Annotated in this window: 19 protein-coding genes; 6 read left to right on the top strand and 13 right to left on the bottom strand. The window is 32.1% G+C overall.

The genetic code is table 11. The features are described from left to right. Window position 1 precedes the first annotated feature (1 nt). The 5 genes from purE to A9G32_RS04835 form a co-directional block, all read right to left on the bottom strand. Window positions 2–502 (bottom strand): 5-(carboxyamino)imidazole ribonucleotide mutase, encoded by a 501-nt coding sequence (gene purE, locus A9G32_RS04855; protein WP_034912110.1) that lies wholly within the window; start codon window positions 500–502, stop codon window positions 2–4. A gap of 169 nt (window positions 503–671) precedes the next feature. After that, window positions 672–1022: a RidA family protein gene (locus tag A9G32_RS04850; RefSeq protein ID WP_065589338.1), complete on the bottom strand. Its 351-nt coding sequence runs from the start codon at window positions 1020–1022 to the stop codon at window positions 672–674. Between the two features lie 25 nt (window positions 1023–1047). Beyond that, the gene (uvrB, locus tag A9G32_RS04845) at window positions 1048–3051 is read right to left on the bottom strand and encodes an excinuclease ABC subunit UvrB (RefSeq protein WP_065589339.1); all 2004 of its coding nucleotides are present in this window, start codon (window positions 3049–3051) and stop codon (window positions 1048–1050) included. Window positions 3052–3434: 383 nt separating this feature from the next. Continuing rightward, window positions 3435–4907: a molybdate ABC transporter ATP-binding protein ModF gene (gene modF, locus A9G32_RS04840; RefSeq protein WP_034912101.1), complete on the bottom strand. Its 1473-nt coding sequence runs from the start codon at window positions 4905–4907 to the stop codon at window positions 3435–3437. A gap of 15 nt (window positions 4908–4922) precedes the next feature. After that, on the bottom strand, window positions 4923–5705 hold the full coding sequence (locus tag A9G32_RS04835) for a TOBE domain-containing protein (protein WP_065589340.1): 783 nt from the start codon (window positions 5703–5705) through the stop codon (window positions 4923–4925). Between the two features lie 291 nt (window positions 5706–5996). Here A9G32_RS04835 and modA point away from each other — a divergent pair, with 291 nt between their 5' ends. From modA to modC, 3 genes are read left to right on the top strand one after another with little or no spacing between them, the layout of a single operon-like run. Continuing rightward, the gene (gene modA, locus A9G32_RS04830) at window positions 5997–6740 is read left to right on the top strand and encodes a molybdate ABC transporter substrate-binding protein (protein ID WP_065589341.1); all 744 of its coding nucleotides are present in this window, start codon (window positions 5997–5999) and stop codon (window positions 6738–6740) included. Between the two features lie 28 nt (window positions 6741–6768). Further along, window positions 6769–7458, top strand: a complete 690-nt coding sequence (gene modB / locus A9G32_RS04825; protein ID WP_065589342.1) for a molybdate ABC transporter permease subunit — start codon at window positions 6769–6771, stop codon at window positions 7456–7458. Window positions 7459–7463: 5 nt separating this feature from the next. Continuing rightward, the gene (modC, locus tag A9G32_RS04820) at window positions 7464–8144 is read left to right on the top strand and encodes a molybdenum ABC transporter ATP-binding protein (protein WP_065589343.1); all 681 of its coding nucleotides are present in this window, start codon (window positions 7464–7466) and stop codon (window positions 8142–8144) included. On the opposite strand, the gene A9G32_RS04815 is transcribed toward modC, so the two are convergent. The 4 genes from A9G32_RS04815 to A9G32_RS04800 form a co-directional block, all read right to left on the bottom strand. After that, the gene (locus A9G32_RS04815; protein ID WP_202983960.1) at window positions 8123–8875 is read right to left on the bottom strand and encodes a UDP-2,3-diacylglucosamine diphosphatase; all 753 of its coding nucleotides are present in this window, start codon (window positions 8873–8875) and stop codon (window positions 8123–8125) included. The genes modC and A9G32_RS04815 overlap by 22 nt on opposite strands. Then, window positions 8868–9359, bottom strand: a complete 492-nt coding sequence (gene ppiB, locus A9G32_RS04810; RefSeq protein WP_065589345.1) for a peptidylprolyl isomerase B — start codon at window positions 9357–9359, stop codon at window positions 8868–8870. Before ppiB ends, A9G32_RS04815 begins: the two co-directional genes overlap by 8 nt. 64 nt (window positions 9360–9423) lie before the next feature. Next, window positions 9424–10275 carry a bifunctional methylenetetrahydrofolate dehydrogenase/methenyltetrahydrofolate cyclohydrolase FolD gene (gene folD, locus A9G32_RS04805; protein WP_065560709.1) on the bottom strand — a complete coding sequence of 284 codons (852 nt, stop codon included), beginning with the start codon at window positions 10273–10275 and terminating at the stop codon, window positions 9424–9426. A gap of 63 nt (window positions 10276–10338) precedes the next feature. After that, on the bottom strand, window positions 10339–11028 hold the full coding sequence (locus tag A9G32_RS04800) for a DUF2884 family protein (protein WP_065589346.1): 690 nt from the start codon (window positions 11026–11028) through the stop codon (window positions 10339–10341). Window positions 11029–11478: 450 nt separating this feature from the next. Between A9G32_RS04800 and A9G32_RS04795 the strand changes: the two genes are divergently transcribed. Next, window positions 11479–11745: a GrxA family glutaredoxin gene (locus tag A9G32_RS04795; protein WP_034912061.1), complete on the top strand. Its 267-nt coding sequence runs from the start codon at window positions 11479–11481 to the stop codon at window positions 11743–11745. A gap of 60 nt (window positions 11746–11805) precedes the next feature. Here A9G32_RS04795 and tsaB read toward each other — a convergent pair whose 3' ends face one another. The 4 genes from tsaB to A9G32_RS04775 form a co-directional block, all read right to left on the bottom strand. Continuing rightward, window positions 11806–12486 (bottom strand): tRNA (adenosine(37)-N6)-threonylcarbamoyltransferase complex dimerization subunit type 1 TsaB, encoded by a 681-nt coding sequence (gene tsaB, locus A9G32_RS04790; RefSeq protein ID WP_065589347.1) that lies wholly within the window; start codon window positions 12484–12486, stop codon window positions 11806–11808. 22 nt (window positions 12487–12508) lie between these two features. Further along, window positions 12509–14419 carry an ATP-dependent DNA helicase gene (locus tag A9G32_RS04785; RefSeq protein WP_065589348.1) on the bottom strand — a complete coding sequence of 637 codons (1911 nt, stop codon included), beginning with the start codon at window positions 14417–14419 and terminating at the stop codon, window positions 12509–12511. A gap of 242 nt (window positions 14420–14661) precedes the next feature. Continuing rightward, window positions 14662–15639 (bottom strand): glycosyltransferase family 8 protein, encoded by a 978-nt coding sequence (locus tag A9G32_RS04780; protein WP_065589349.1) that lies wholly within the window; start codon window positions 15637–15639, stop codon window positions 14662–14664. Between the two features lie 11 nt (window positions 15640–15650). Further along, window positions 15651–16628, bottom strand: coding sequence for a glycosyltransferase family 8 protein (locus A9G32_RS04775; RefSeq protein WP_065589350.1), 978 nt, complete (start codon window positions 16626–16628; stop codon window positions 15651–15653). 151 nt (window positions 16629–16779) lie between these two features. Here A9G32_RS04775 and A9G32_RS04770 point away from each other — a divergent pair, with 151 nt between their 5' ends. Further along, window positions 16780–17721: a glycosyltransferase family 8 protein gene (locus A9G32_RS04770; RefSeq protein ID WP_065589351.1), complete on the top strand. Its 942-nt coding sequence runs from the start codon at window positions 16780–16782 to the stop codon at window positions 17719–17721. 30 nt (window positions 17722–17751) lie between these two features. After that, on the top strand, window positions 17752–17974 hold a 223-nt coding region (locus A9G32_RS13210; RefSeq protein ID WP_218055843.1), incomplete at its 3' end, for a hypothetical protein.

Genomic DNA, 17974 nt, shown 5'->3' with positions numbered 1-17974 from the left:
ATTATGCATTCACTCTTGGATCTGGGTTATTTAGTACCTCATCAGTTTGAGTTAATCGCCATGTTGATAAACGTTGATATATTTCTTTATCATGTAGAGCTAGAATCTGTGCAGCAAGTAATGCCGCATTCGCTGCACCAGATTTACCTATTGCTAAAGTACCAACAGGAATACCTTTAGGCATTTGAACAATAGAATAGAGACTATCTACTCCACTTAATGCAGCACTTTGCACTGGAACACCTAATACAGGAATCAGCGTTTTAGCAGCTAACATACCTGGCAAATGAGCCGCACCACCAGCACCAGCTATGATTACATCAAAGCCTTTTTGTTTGGCATCTTCAGCAAAACAAAATAATTTATCAGGGGTACGGTGAGCAGAAACGATTTCAACATGATAAGGAATTGTTAACGCATCAAGGATGTCGGCTGCGTGTTGCATAGTAGTCCAATCGCTTTTGGAACCCATTACAATGGCAATTCTAGGTTGAGTATGCATGGCAAATGTATGAATAATTAAAATAAGATGTATGTGAAGTATACACTAAAATTTAATTAATGGGGATAGTAAGGATTTTATCTGTTAGCAATTAAAACACATGTTCCCAGAAAAATGAAGATGATAAACAAAGTAATACCGCCGAATAGTATCGGCGGTGAAGAAAGAGTTAGCCTTTTACTGCTGCCACGATTTTAATTTCTATCAAATATTCTTTTTTCATTAACCCAGCTTGCACTGTACAACGTACTGGTGCACTACCTTTAGCTACCCATTCGTCCCATGCTTTATTCATAGCGGCAAAGTCACTTTTATTAACTAAAAATAATGTTACATCTAATATACGTGATTTATCACTGTTAGCTCGAGCCAATATTTTGTCAATTTCAGATAATGCACTTTTGGTCTGTACATAAGCGTCATTTTCAAGATCAGCTGGAACACTTGTGTAATAAATAACGTTATTATGGATCACTGCTTCAGACCAGCGGTTATCTGGATCAATTCGTGTTATTGTCATCATATTTTCCTTGTTAGATGAGTTATTAAGATACTTTAATAAAATCAGCACGCAATTTTTTTATTTCATCACGCAGTACACCAGCTTTTTCAAATTCAAGATTCTTAGCCGCTTCGTACATCATTGCTTCAAGCTCTTTGACTCTTGCCTGCACTTCTTTAACTGAAACATACTGATAAGGTTTGCCTGGTTCAAATGCTTGTACTTTGGTTGTTGATTTTTTGGTACTTAAACCTGCCTCTAATACGTCTTTAATTTCTTTGCGTACTGATTTTGGTGTAATGCCGTGTGCTGTATTAAAGTCTTCCTGTTTTTTACGACGACGGGCAGTTTCATCAATCGTTTTTTGCATAGCAGGGGTTATTCTATCAGCATATAATATGGCTTTACCATTTACATTACGAGCTGCACGCCCTACGGTTTGAATTAGTGAACTTTCTGAACGTAAAAAACCTTCGCGATCAGCATCCAATATTGCTATTAGTGAGACTTCAGGTATATCTAAACCTTCTCGCAATAAGTTAATGCCCACAAGTACATCAACTTTACCTAAACGTAGGTCACGAATAATTTCCATACGTTCAACCGTATTGATGTCTGAATGCAAATATTTTACAGTTACATTATGTTCTGACAGATAATCAGTTAAGTTTTCTGCCATACGTTTAGTTAATGTGGTCACTAAAACACGCTCTTCGTTATTAATACGAATTTTGATTTCTGATAATAGATCATCAACCTGCGTTGCAACTGGTCGAACTTCGATAATAGGATCTAATAAACCTGTAGGTCTAACTACTTGTTCAATAATTTCATTACCTGATTTTTCAATTTCGTATTTAGCTGGTGTTGCTGACACATAAATCGTTTGTGGCATGATGTTTTCAAATTCAGCAAATTTTAGCGGTCGATTGTCTAGTGCTGATGGCAAACGAAAGCCATATTCAACCAGATTAAGTTTACGTGAACGGTCACCATTATACATTGCCCCTAATTGTGGAATAGCCACGTGAGATTCGTCAATAAACAGTAATCCATCAGGTGGCAAATAATCAAATAAGGTTGCTGGCGGATCGCCTGGATTACGCTGAGCTAAAAAGCGTGAATAGTTTTCAATCCCAGAGCAATACCCCAATTCGGTCATCATTTCGATATCAAATAATGTCCGCTGAGTTAAACGTTGCTCCTCTAATAGACGATTATTGTCTAACAATACTTTTTGACGCTCTTTAAGTTCCTGCTTTATTTGGGCAATAGCGTTTTCCATAATGTTTCTTGGTGTGACGTAGTGCGTTTTTGGATAAATTGTTATCCGCGATACTTCATTTATGCTATTACCTGTAAGCGGATCAAACATAACAATTCGATCGACTTCATCATCAAATAACTCAACGCGCACAGCAAGATCGTCTGAATCAGCTGGAAAAATATCTATAACATCTCCTCGAACACGAAATGTACCACGACTAAAACCTATTTCATTACGAGTGTATTGCAATTCAGCTAATCGAGTTAAGATTGAACGCTGATCGGTTATGGTGCCTTTTGTTAGGTGTAATATCATCGACATATAGGTTTCTGGTGCTCCTAAACCATAAATTGCCGACACCGAAGCAACAATTACAACATCACGTCGTTCTAGTAGTGATTTAGTGGCAGAAAGACGCATTTGTTCTATATGTTCATTAATTGATGCATCTTTTTCAATAAATGTATCGGTTGACGGTACATAAGATTCAGGTTGATAGTAATCATAATAAGATACGAAGTATTCAACCGCATTTTCAGGGAAAAAGGCTTTCATTTCGCCATATAGCTGAGCGGCTAATGTTTTATTTGGTGCTAAAATAATTGTAGGGCGATTATGTTTAGCAATAACATTTGCCATGGTAAATGTTTTACCTGATCCAGTTACGCCTAATAGTGTTTGATGCGCAATCCCATCATCAAGATTTTGATTAATCCTTTTTATTGCTTCTGGCTGATCACCCGCTGGCTTAAATTCGGAACATAATTTAAATTTTTTCATTACATCGCAACCTAATATTTTACCTATTAATAAAAATTATCCCCAAAAGGACTTGACCTTTTAAAATTTACTATTTTTTGTTCAATTAACATTTTCATTTATAAAAAAGACAACTAATTTATAACTTGATTTACGATAACATGTTGATATAAAACAAAAAAATATTTCATGATTAAGTTACAATCAAATTAAGAAAAATCCTGATAGTTACTGAGGTTAGCGCTTTTTTCAATAAAATACTCACAGAGTTATCCACAGGCAACGGGGATAACTTTATAAATATAGTCTTTATAAACTTTTTTCAATTATCAAGATAAAATTTCAAAAAAAAATCCCTTTTATTTTAATGTTTATTCCTATCTTTAACACTAATTTTGATAGTTTTAACTAATCATTCGATTTATCTGTTCGATTTGATATTGATAGCTATGATCCAAGTTTTGGATGAAAGTCAATCGGTGAGTGATGCATTTTGGCGCATCTTCTGCGTGATGAGACACGAATAGCAACTGCGTGTACCCTTCACTAATTAAACGATCTATCCAACGTTTTACTAATTCTCGATTAAGATGATCGAGCCCTTGCAATGGTTCATCTAAAATAAGCAGTGTCGGATGTTTAACCAACGCTCTGGCAATCAATACTAATCTTTGTTGTCCCCAAGAAAGCGATTGAAAGGGTTTATCCGCCTGCGTTTGTAACCCTAGTAATTGTAGCCATTCATCAGCCAATTTAGCTTGTTTATCACTGGTAGCTTGGTAGACACCAATCGAATCAAAATAGCCTGACAATAACACAGTTTTAACGCTAGAACTAACTCGATAAGCCAAATGTAAGCTGCTACTAACATAACCAATATGGCGTTTAATATCCCAAATCGTTTCACCCGAACCTCGTTTACGACCAAATAAAGTGAGATCATTGCTATACCCTTGCGGATGATCGCCAGTTATTAAACTTAATAACGTTGATTTACCTGCGCCATTAGGTCCAACTATTTGCCAATTTTGTTTGGCTTTTACTCGCCAAGTTAATCCATTAATGATTGCTTTATCATCATAATATACATAACCATTATTTAATATGACTCGATCTAATTGATCCGCTAATTGAGTTGGTGGTTCGTCGGCTTCTGGTAATGGCATATTGGAAATATTTTCCAAATCAGCTAATTGCTTAACAGTTGTATCGTTTAATATTGTATCTTTTGTATCAATTTTCAATAGTTGGCAGTCGGCTAGTATGCCAATATTTTCAATAAATGTAGGAATTTCATTAAATCGATTTAAAACAAGGACAATTGTGATACCTTGCTTAGCAAGATCTGCTAGTATTTCGGCTAAGTTTTCACGTGATGTCACATCTAAGCCATCAAAAGGCTCATCTAATATCAGAAAATCAGGTTGCTGCATCAAAACTCGACAGATTAAGGCTTTGCGTGTTTCACCAGTTGAAAGGTATTTAAAGCGTTTCGTTAATAGGTGTTCAATTCCAAATTGTGTTGCTAATTTTTGGCAAAGTACTTGATTAAAATTATTTTCTTGTATAATTTGCTGAGTGGTTAATCCTGTATCGTTTTCACCTTCGCTTAGCATATCTGTATTATTGCGTTTCCATTCATCATCAATTAGTTTTTGTAGCTGTTCAAACGATATGTGTGCTATGGAGTTAAATTGATTAATTACTTTGCCTGATAATAATGTTTGCTCACCAGCCAATGCTTTAACTAGTATAGATTTACCGCTGCCATTACGCCCCACAAATGCAACATTACTGCCTTGATTTATTGTAAGTGATTCAATGGTAAAAACTAGGTAGTCACTAATTTTAAAATGTGCGTTTTCTATTTGTAGCATGATAACCTCATATTGCTAAACTAATGTCGCAACAATAATATTTTGTGGATTAATAAATAGTTTTGATTGTTTGCCTGTAGCTAAGGCCGACTTTTTTACTTCACTGGCTAATTTGTTAGCATAAAGCACTATGCCAGAAGATAGTGTAAAAGCAATTTCACTCCAATTGCCATCAGTAGTTATTTTTTCAACGGTAACCGACAAACAGTTTTCGTTCTCGATTTCATTTTTTAATTCAATTAATGGAGCTTTAATTAACAGCAATACTGTTTTGTCCGTACTCAACTTTAGCCGTTCAATACTTGATTGAGTAATGTAAACTTTTAACTCAGTTTGATTATCACTAAGTAGCACTGTAATAAAACCAGCGACATCGTTTGTTTGAATCTGCTTAACCGTACCATATAATTGATTTCGTGCACTAGTTTGTAATGATAGTCTAGCTGTTGCTTTTAAAATATCATCTAAAGGTACTTTGTCATCATTTAGTATGTTAAAAGCATTTTGTTGTAGTTGAGTTAATAGATCATAGAGTTGAATAAATCTTACTGCATAAGCACTCAGTTTAGTGCCTCCTCCATTTTTACCACCAATTGCAGTAATTAAAAAAGGTTTAGGTGCTAATTTATTTATATCATTAATGGCATCCCAAGCGGTTTTATAACTAATACCAATTTGCTTGGCAGCCTGACTTAATGACCCCGTCTGTTCAATTGCTTTTAATAACGCAATACGCCTTGGATCAGTAAATAACTGCTGTTTTATATTTAACGTTAATAAAATTTCAGGAGAAAACATATTTAACACCATGAAGAACCGACTAATCAATTTGGAAGAGATAATAGTGGTTATTGTAGACCCTTTTTGGCATTCCTTCAAAACTTGGTAAAAATTTTGTTGATTGTCATATCGTATCAGCTTAAATGAATTTTAATTGTACTTTATATATAAATTCTGCTAGCATCGATATGTTATATTTTATATAGCGGTTATTTAATAATTTACCAAATAACTTAATAAATCATAATAATCAATTAGATAAATAATATTAACAGTTAAAATTAACTCAATTTTATTGTGAGGAACAAAATGAAAAAAATTATTGGAATTATCTTAATGATGGCAATAACTTTTTCAGTTTCAGCTGCTGAAAAAATGACTATATTTGCCGCTGCCTCATTGACTAATGCTATGCAAGATATCGCTGCAGCTTATAAAACAGAACATAAAGATGCAAATATTGTATTCTCATTTGCTTCATCATCAGTATTAGCTAAACAGATTGAACAAGGTGCACCTGCGGATATATTTATGTCAGCTGATCAAAAGTGGATGACTTATCTTATTGAGCATAATTTAACTAAAAATAAACACGATTTATTAAAAAATACATTGGTGCTTATTGCTCCTCAAAATTCACATTTAGAGAATGTTTCAATTAATAAAAATACCAATTGGGAAATTATTTTACCTAAAGGTGAAAGAATAGCTATTGGTGATCCTGATCATGTACCAGCAGGAATGTATGCAAAAGAATCATTAACTAATTTAGGGGTATTTAATAAATTATCGCCACAATTTGCCCCAGCGAGCAATGTAAGAGACGCTTTGGTACTAGTTGAGCGTAATGAAGCTACGCTTGGTATTGTATATAGTACCGATGCAAAAATAAGCAATAAAGTAAAAATAATTGGATCCTTTCCTGAAGATACATTTAAGTCTATCGAATATCCCATCACTTTGTTAAATCCGAAAGCAACTGATTTTTATCAATATTTAAATTCACCACAAGCTAAAGTTATTTTTGAAAAATATGGATTTATAACAAAGTAATTTAATAAGTAAATAATTTTATAAAACTATGTTATTAACTGAATTTGAATGGCAAACCTTGCTACTTAGTGTAAAGATAGCCGCCACAGCAATTGGTTTTAGTTTGCCAATAGGAATTTTAACCGCTTGGATATTGGCACGCTGTCAATTTTTTGGTAAATCGCTATTTGATAGCATCGTACATCTTCCTCTTGTTTTACCACCAGTTGTTTTAGGTTATTTGTTGTTAATAACCATGGGACGACGTAGCGTTATTGGCGAGTGGTTGAGTAGCCATTTAAATATTAGTTTTAGCTTTAATTGGCAAGGTGCAGCTTTAGCTTCGGCAGTAGTTGCATTTCCATTAATGGTGCGTTCAATTCGTTTAGCCATTGAATCAATTGATACACGCCTTGAAAACGTTGCTCGGACTCTTGGAGCCCATAAGTGGCGAGTTTTTATAACTATTACTTTACCATTAGCCTTTCCTGGTATTCTTATGGGAATTGTATTGGGTTTTGCCCGTTGCTTAGGGGAATTTGGTGCAACAATCACTTTTGTGTCAAATATTCAAGATGAAACTCGCACCTTACCATTAGCAATGTATACGTTGTTACAAATTCCCAATGGTGAACAAGGTGCATTGCGACTGTGTATTATTTCGATTGTGTTATCACTAATCGCACTTTTTTTATCCGAATTGTTAAATCGATGGCATAAAAAGAAGTTAGCAGGATAATCAATATGTTAAAAATAGATGTTCGCAAACAACTTGCTTCGTTTTCGTTCCAATTCAATCATGAAATAGCCTGCCAAGGGGTTACTGCTATTTTAGGCGTTTCTGGCTCAGGAAAATCCACACTAGTAAACCTTGTTAATGGATTAATTAAACCTGATCAAGGCCAAATCCAGTTGAATGGCTTACCACTAGTTGATTGCGATAAACACCTTTTTGTTACTCCTGAAAATCGGCATATTGGTACCGTTTTTCAAGATGCATTACTTTTCCCTCATTATAAAGTTATTAAAAATCTGATTTATGGTGCTAAAAATTTCAAGCAATCAAGATTTGATGAAATAGTTAATGTACTTAATGTCCGACCATTATTAAATCGTTATCCTGCTATGTTATCTGGTGGAGAAAAACAGCGAGTAGCAATTGGTCGAGCACTATTAACCAACCCTTTACTACTATTAATGGACGAACCGCTTTCAGCTCTAGATATGCCAAGAAAAAAAGAATTGTTAACTTATATTAATAAATTAACTAATGAGCTAAATATACCCATTATTTATGTAACACATAATATTAATGAAGTTAAACAAATAGCCGATAATGTTGCAATTTTAGATCAAGGCAAGCTGATTGAGTTTGGTAAGACCGAACATGTTTTACAAAGTGACTATTTAAAAGAATGGTTATAAAGTTCTAAAGTATTACTATTTTCCGCTTGTTTAATATATGTCACGCCATCATGCCAAGCACCAAGCACCGCACGAGTTGCAGTGTTGCCTTCAATTTGAAAATGATGTACAGCAGGTTTATGTGTATGACCGTGCACCATAATATCTGCATTATGTTTAACCATCATTTCAATAACTGCTTGCTGATTCACATCCATGATATTTTCAGATTTGAGTTGATTATGTTGACTACTTTTTTTTCGTAACTTAGCTGCAATTTTCAACCGAATAAAAAGCGGTAAAAATAAAAATAATTTTTGAAGCCATTTATTATGCATAACTTTTCGGAAATTTTGATATTGATGGTCGTCAATACACAGTAAATCACCATGTAAAAAAATGATGTTTTTTCCTTGATTAGAAAGGCAATTAATCTCAGGCAGTAAGGTCATTTCGCATTGTTGTGCATACTTTTTTCCCAATAAAAAATCACGATTACCATGGACGAAATATTTTCTTATATTACGTTTTGATAAGGCTTGTAAAGCCTGCGCAATTTGATAATGTAAGTTTGTTTTTACATCATCCCCAACCCAGTAATCAAAAAGGTCGCCTAGAATATAAAGCTCGCAGTTGTCGGGCAAAGTATCCAAAAAAGACAAAAAGCCTGCGGTTATATTAATATAACCTGAAGCAGGCTCATTATCTGCTAAATGGATATCAGCAATAAAATAACGAACAGGATTATTCAACCGTGACACTCGTAATAATAACATCTTCAACAGGAACATCAGAATGCATACCACTGCGCCCTGTTTTAACAGCTTTTATTTTATCAACCACATCAAGCCCATCAACAACTTGTGCAAAAACACAATAGCCATAACCATTAATGTCCGCAGAGCGAAAGTTGAGATAATCATTATCAACCACGTTGATAAAAAATTGCGCAGTTGCCGAATGAGGATCTGATGTACGTGCCATTGCTAAAGTACCACGTTCATTTTTTAGACCGTTATTTGCTTCGTTTTTAATTGGTGATTTTGTCTTTTTTTGGTTCATTCCTGGTTCAAAACCACCACCTTGAATCATGAAATTATTAATAACTCGATGAAATATTGTGTTGTTATAAAAGCCTTCTTTGCAATATTCAACAAAATTTTTAACAGTCTCTGGCGCCTTATCATCAAAAGTTTTGATTTTAATATCACCTAAATTAGTGTGAAATATGATCATTGCATAATCCTTTTTTTAATATATATCTTTTGAATAAAATTTAGTAAATCTTAATTAATATAAATTATTTACCAAATTTTTCACATGCTTCTAGTGTATTGCTCATTAACATAGCAACAGTCATTGGACCAACACCACCAGGAACAGGTGTGATCCATCCAGCTCTTTTAACAGCAACATCAAACTCTACATCACCTGCAAGTTTACCATCTGGCAAACGATTGATACCAACATCAATGACGATTGCACCTGGCTTTATCCACTCACCCTTAACATAATTAGCAATGCCTACTCCCGCAACGACAATATCCGCATTGCTAACATGTTTTGCTAAATCAATAGTACGACTATGGGTAATGGTTGTTGTGCAACCTAATAATAATAACTCTAATGCCATTGGACGACCCACAATGCTTGATGCTCCTACAACGGTAGCATTTAAACCTGACAGATTTATGCCGGTGGATTCTAGCATTTTGACTACGCCATAAGGAGTACATGGTCGCAAGATTGGATCACGCTGTAGCAAGTGTCCAATATTATATGGGTGAAAACCATCAACATCTTTACTTGGATCAATACGTTCAAGAACCTTTGTTTTATCAATATTATCAGGTAAAGGCAGTTGTACTAAAATACCATGCACATCTAAACGTTGATTTAGTTCATCAATTAATGCTAATAATTCATCGGTGGTCGTCGAGGTAAAGTCATAAGCAAATGAAACAAAACCAACATCATCACAAGCCTTTTGCTTATTTTTAACATAGATTTTTGATGCAGGGTCTGAACCGACTTGAATTACAGCTAATCCTGGGACTGATAGTCCTTTTTCAATACGCATTTTGACTTTATTAGCAATTTCAGTTCGTATTTGTTGTGCTAATACTTTCCCATCAATTATATGTGCAGTCATAAGCTTCCGTTTAACTATCTTATTAGAGGTATCATTTTCGCAAAAGTTTTTATTAATGTCTATTTAGTTATGAATTGATTGATTAAGTTGATTCAATATTTGTTTGTATTGAGCATCAATATCTGTAATAACTGAACAAATATGAGCATCAAAAGCTTTTAATTTAGGTTTTTGAGCCTTCCATTCATTTTTAGAAATTTGTTTAATTGCTCCATAATTTTTAAAAAATTCGAAATGCAAAATACTTCCGCCCACAACATTATAAAAAATGCGTTGACCAATATCTTCTCCATCTTTTTTGATATTATTAAAATGTCGGTAAGAAAATCGCGTATTACCATTTTCAGTAATAATTGATGCATGTAACAACTTGACTAAACGTTTATATAATTTGTTTAACTCGCTTTTTAGCTCATTATCATCGCCCAATTGATTTTTTATTGCTTTTTCAAAAGTTTCTTTAACTTCAGTTAAAAGGCTTAATGATTGTTGTTCTAGTAGCGGTAACTGTTGACGTAAATCTTGCTGAAATTGAATCAGTTCTTTTTGTAATGATGGATTAAGTGATATCGTTTCTTTATTTAAAATGACATTACCATTTGGCATGATAATTAAATCATTTTTTTTATCAAAAATATGTACACTTTCTCTATTTATCGTAATGTCATAACTGGGCTTAATCCCACACTCTTTTTTAGCAGCAAATACGGTGATAGGTAACAACAAAGCAATCAATATCAATTTTTTTAACATATTCATATCCAGCTAGTTAATTCATGAATGATTATAACGTCTACCTGAAAATAAACATAATAAAGTTGAACTTATGTTGTGATTGGAAAAACAAACAAGTCAAGATTAGCACAAGCTATTTTTGAATGATTTTTACAGAAATAGAACTATCTTTTTGTCTGAAAGTTAAAAGGTTGTTAAATTATGTTTATATTAGGTGTTTAGTTTTTTGATATCAAGTTTAATGAAGTATTAAGTGATAAATTTAAAAAATGCTAGCTTTCTGAATAATAATTCTAAATTATGAAAAAATAAGCAAATAGATTTAACTTTTCAAACATAAAACCAGATTAGCTTTTCAAGCCCAATATCAATAGGTATAATCTATTTAATCAACTATATTTAACAACTTTTTTTTAATTTAAAGTAACGTATAGTATCTATTTGTGAAACAATTTATTCGAGGTAAAAATGTATACTGTAATTTTTGGTCGTCAAGGTTGTCCTTATTGTGTTCGAGCTAAAGAACTAGCAGAAAAACTTTCTCAAGAGCGTGATGATTTTTCTTATCGTTATGTTGATATTAATGCAGAAGGCATTACTAAAGAGGATCTGTCTAAAAGTGTAGGTAAACCTGTTGAAACAGTACCTCAAATCTTTATTGATGAAAAACCAATCGGTGGTTGTACCGATTTTGAAGCTTATGCAAAAGAGCATTTAGGCTTATTTAAAGAATAATGTAAACGAGTGAATTAAATTCAAGCCACCGTTTGGTGGCTTTTTAATGTTTACTTGTTATTAACGACCTGGTAGTTTTTTCCAAGTGACCTCGTTACGTAAATAAGTTGGTTCTACTTGCTCAACATTAACTACTTCATTCTTTAACCATTTATTCTTAGCAAGAACGACTAGATCCTGTGCGTGAGGTAATAAGATATCACTCTGTCTTATTCCTTTAATCATATCTGGATAAGTTTGCCAACCAGTGCCAGCACAATAACTATCATTACCTATATTTTCCACTTTTTCTATTACTTTTTCAGGTGCAATAACACATTCTGAAATAACTGTTTGCCATTGATTATTGCTGTAAGAGTATTGTCCTAAATAGACTTCACCCATTCTGGCATCAATTGTAGCAATGACTTTTGTGGCTTTTTGTGTTCGATATACACCTTGAGCCAAGGTCATCAACGTTGAAACTCCTATCATTGGTTTGTCAATGCCTAATGCTAAACCTTGTGCAACACCAATGCCAATTCTAACGCCAGTAAAACTACCAGGCCCTTGCCCAAAGGCTATGGCATCAACTTGAGCAAGTGAACAATCTGATAGTACAAGAAGTTTATCCACCATTGGTAATATTTGCTTAGTATGATCGCGTGCTGATATGATGAAATCATGAGTGATTTCATTACGGTAAAGTAAAGCTACCGAACATGCTTCTGTTGAGGTATCAATAGCTAAGATAGTACTCATTTCTTTTCCAAAATATTTAATTTTATAAGTTAGTTTTAGATAATAAAAAATTAATAACTTTATTTACATCTCGTGTTCTTGGCGATGGAGGTAAACTATTAATAAAGGTTGCACCGTAAGGTCTCATAACCAAGCGATTGTCACAAATAATAATTGCTCCGCGGTCATTATGATGGCGAATTAATCGACCTACACCTTGTTTTAAGGTAATAACAGCTTCAGGTAATTGCACATCATTAAATGCATCTCCACCTTGCATTTGGCAATCTTCCATACGAGCTTTTATTAAAGGATCGTCTGGAGATGTAAATGGTAATTTATCTATAATAACACAAGATAAGGTATCGCCCCGAACATCAATACCTTCCCAAAAACTACTGGTAGCAATTAATAAGGCGTTTCCGCTATGTATAAATTGCTCAAGTAATTTTACTTTGCTTGTTTCACCTTGTACTAATACTGGTAATTTGGTGAGTTCTTTAAACTGTTTTGCTAAAGCATTCATCATGGCATAAGAAGTACATAGGAAGAAACAACGTCCATTGTTTGCTTCAATAACTGGCAATAATATATCGACCAATTTTTCAGCATTACCTTGTTCATTAGGAGAAGGAATATAACGCGGAACACACATGACAGTTTGATTTAAATAATCAAATGGGCTTTCTAAAATAAGGGACTCGGCATTTGTAAGACCAAGGCGCTTAGTAAAATAATCTAATTTATTATCAACAGACAAGGTTGCCGAGGTAAAAATCCAACTACCTTTACGTTCTGCTAATAGTTCAGAAAATTTATCGGCCACTGATAATGGCGTTATCGCAAAAACAAAATAATTATAAGTACATTCATACCAATAACTAAATCCTGTTACATATGTTTCACTTAATTTTTTTAATAAGCTGATGTATTGATTTACTCGTTCAAAGCAGTTATCTAATGCTGTAGATCGCCCTATTGCCAACATTAAAACCTCACGACAAAAATCTAATGCATCAAAAAGATAAGATAACTCTTTTTTTATTGCTTGCTGTTTGAATAACACTCGCAAATTACCTTTAGGTGGTTGCTGATTAATTGCAATACGCAAATCTTGAACACTTTTTTGCAATTTATCTGCACACTGCTGTAGCTGAGACATATCTTTTACTTCAGTACGATAGCTAAGCGTTATCTCTTTTGCAAGTTCTAGTAGCTGACGACTAGTTAACTGTTGTCCAAAATAGTGACAAGCCAGATCTGGTAACTGATGGGCTTCGTCAAAAATCATTACATCAGCCTTAGGAATAAGCTCACCAAAACCTGTATCTTTTACCACAACATCGGCTAAAAATAGATGGTGATTAACAACCACAATATCCGCATTTAAAGCACGCTTACGAGCCTTAACAACATAACAATCATTATAATGTTCGCAGTCACTTCCAAGACAGCTTTCGTTTGTACTGGTTAATACTGGCCAAATTGGGTTTTCTTCCGTAACAGTTATACATTTGCTAATATCTCCATCTTTGGTTTTAATTGACCAATTTTTGACACGAACTAAATCAACACGTAAATTTTTATCAAGATCTCCGGCAGCTGCATATTGATTATACAATCGTTCTAAACAAAGATAATTCGACCTACCTTTAAGAAGAGATATTTTGCCAGTGTAATTTAATGCTTTTTTGATAATAGGCAGATCTTTACTAAAAAGTTGATCTTGTAGATTCTTGGACCCCGTGGAAAGTATTACTTTCTTTTCACTACGTAAAGCGGGTACTAAATAAGCGAATGTTTTACCTGTTCCAGTTCCAGCCTCAACAACAAGAGACTGTTGCTTATTTATTGACTCTGAGACTTTACTTGCCATGTTTCGTTGTGGCTCTCTTGCCACAAATCCATCAATAGCTTTAGCCAATAAACCATTCTCAGAAAAATCATCAATCACTTAAAATATACCTAATAAAAAATAAATTCAAAATATTAATAAAATTAGAAAATTAATTTTGGAATTAAACAATGTTATGAAAACAATATCTCTATAATTTAAATAAAGATTTATTGTTGTAACAGAATTGGATCATGAATAACCTTAAAATCATTAATAATATAACAATAACTAAGCAAAAAAGATATATAAGAACATTGACATTTTAACAATGTTGAATAACAAAAAATGTATAAATATAATTATTTAGTCAAAAATTTTACTTTCAAATATATTAAATAATGTTTTATTGATAGCAAATATTTCTTTTCTTTAAACATCAATCGAGAATAAGCTCGGATTGAAGATGTTTTCTTTCGGCTATATAAAGGTAAAGCATTATTTCTCCATGGAGACTTTTCCAAATAATAATCAAATAATCTTGAACGATAAGGCTGATGCCATGGTTTATTTTTAGTTATGTAATGAATTAAAACAGTATCATCTGGAACATTAGAATCCTCATTACCATTTATTGATAGCGCCAATAATTTATTATATTTTTTTTCTAATATAATTCTTCTTTCACCTACAGAAATATTTAATACATCTTGATCAGGATAATGATATTTATCACCATTATTTAATAACTTTAATGTCTTAGAAGTAATGCATTCCTGACACCAAAGAGGTATGTTAATTAACATCACGCCAGAATTAAAATATGTTCCATATGTTATGTTATATTTAGCACACTGAGACTGTTGCATATAGGGTTCATCAGCAACAGCAGCAACAATTGCAGAATGTAAATTAACTTCATTAATAAAATTTAATTTTTTAAGGCAAAGTGTATCACTATCAATATAAAGCAATCTTTCAGCTATATCTTTTAAAATTATTGGAGCTATTAACCGAACACAAGCTGATATAGGGAATTGTTCAGTATTTTTTTGATCAATTTTAAACTCATCATTAATAACATATTCAGTTATTGAAGCATTATCAGAGTTGATTGTTGCAAATTTTTTTCTATTTTCTTCCGAGACATTGTGAGTAAAAATATGAAAATGAATCTGATTATTTTTATTATTTTCAATAACTGAAACAATATCTACACCTGCTGATAGAGCATAGTTATCATCAAAACACAAAAGAATATGTAATACATGTTCATTATTCAAAAAAACACATGATAATAATTCATTTTTTTGGTTAATAAATTTTTCAACATTAATCACGACATTATTCCTTAACGTCTTTTGAACGCTTTATGTTTCAAATAAAGTAGATAATACTTCAATGCAGAAAAATATTTATGCTGACTAGCAAGTAATTTAGCATATCTTCTGGTGGTTGACGGGGCATTTTCATTAGCTAGCAATAATTTATCATTTGCCCAACAAGAAGACTCTATATAATGTTGATAAAGAGGCGTCAAATATAGTTTATACCAAGGTTTATTACCAGTGACATAATGAATAATCACAACATCATTACCAATAAGATTATCTTCTTTTCCACCCGCAGTTAGCGCAGTAAGATAATTAAAGCGTCTAGGTAAGAATACTGTTTTACCTTGCATTAAAATATTTAGGACATCTTGATCTGCAAATTTATAAACTTTACCACTGTTAATCATCGCAAAAGCTTTTTCAGTAAGGTTATTTTGCACCCACATATCTGTATTAATATATATCATTCCAGCATTAAAGTATTCATCATAAGGAATATTACAGCTAGCACACTGTTTTTCTTGGATTTTTTCCAAATCAGGGACAACCGCTGAATATTTATCAGTTAAATCAATATTAATTAATTCATTAAGGTTACTTGTACACAGTACATCACAATCTAAATATAAAACTCGAGAAGTTACTTTATTTAGTATCTGTGGCACAACAAATCGTAAGCAAGTTGAAGCAGAAACATGTAAAACTAAAGTATCTGGATTAATTGAAAAATTATCACTAATTTCATAACAAATTATGGTAATATTTTCTTTATTTAATTGATTAAATCTTATAATTTTCTCGCTAGATACATTATTGGCAAATAAATGGAATACAAGATTTTTATCTGAATTATTCAAAATTACTGAAGACATAGCAATACCTGCTGGCATTGCATAGTTATCATCAAAACAAAATGCTATATGTATGGTATCTAAAGCCACTATTGTATTATTAAATAAAGTAGTAGTTTTACTAATAAAAAGTTTCTCTTTCATCTTATTATGCTAAGTTTTTAGTTTTGGTTTAATATAATTAGATTATTGTAACATATGTTAAAATAAACCATGAAATGATAATCAATTTTATATTGACATATGAATTTAGTAATGACATAAATAATGTAAATTTTTTCAAATAAAACTCGGCATGAAAAACAATATTATACACATAGCATATTGCACCGATTCTAATTATCTTGAACATGTATCAGTATCCATTCAATCAATTATTTTAAATAATTTAAATGAAAAACTACAATTTCATGTTTTCTTATATAATGCAAAAAAAGACGATATAGAAAGATTAAAAGAGACTTCTAAATCAATTGTTACTTACGAAATTAAGCAAACTGATCTTGATAGATATCGGCATAAATTTACAACTAACCATATTAATAAATCAACATTTATTCGATTAATGGTTCCCAGATTATTATCGGATAATGTAGAAAAATTACTATATCTTGATGCAGACGTGTTATGTTTTTCAAATATATCAGCTATAAGCGATATTTATATTGATAATTTTGTTTGTGCAGTTGGCCTAGATTCGATAAAAGAAGAAACCAATGCAAACTCATCAAGATTAAAATTAACTTCTAATGACTATTTTAATGCTGGAGTACTTTATATTAATATACCAAATTGGATAAAGCTTAATATTGAAGAAAAAACTAACGAAATTTTATTTAAAAATAACTCGTTAAAATATGCAGATCAAGATGCTCTAAATATTACATTACAGAATCATATAAAAATAATTGATTCTAAATGGAACTATTTATTTACTTGGATGACAGAGCAACAAAAAGAAGAATTTTTTTATAATAAAGAAAATTTACCCTACTTTGTTCATTTTACTGGACCAAGAAAAATGTGGTACGAAGAACATAATGGTCTAGCCCAAGATCTATATAACTTTTACAAACATTTTACTCCATGGGCGAATAATTCTTTAAAATCATATAAAAATAAAATGAGAACTGTTGATTTTAGAGTTTATGCTACACAATGTTTTAAAAAAGGGTCAATTATTAAAGGATTTAAATTTTACTCCACTTATTTACTAAAAAAATTCTTTTGCAATTAGATTATAGATAATGATTAAAGGCGGTATTTAATGTTTAAAATCAAAAATCTAAATCTTTTTGTTTTAACTAAACAAAAAGTTCTTATTACTTTATATTTTACAATTATTTTTATTGCATACAATAAAATAAATATAAATAATTTAACTAATATTAGTTATACATTATTAATTTATTTATTTTTTCTAGTAATTTTCCCTAAAACAAAATGGATAAGATTACCTATATTTGGAATCTTCAATTTCATTTTAGCAA

The sequence above is a fragment of the Gilliamella sp. Gris3-2 genome, assembly GCF_001690345.1.
Classification (GTDB): domain Bacteria; phylum Pseudomonadota; class Gammaproteobacteria; order Enterobacterales; family Orbaceae; genus Gilliamella; species Gilliamella bombi.
Note: the sequence above shows the minus strand (reverse complement) of the source record. Positions and strands in the feature narration are given on the sequence as shown.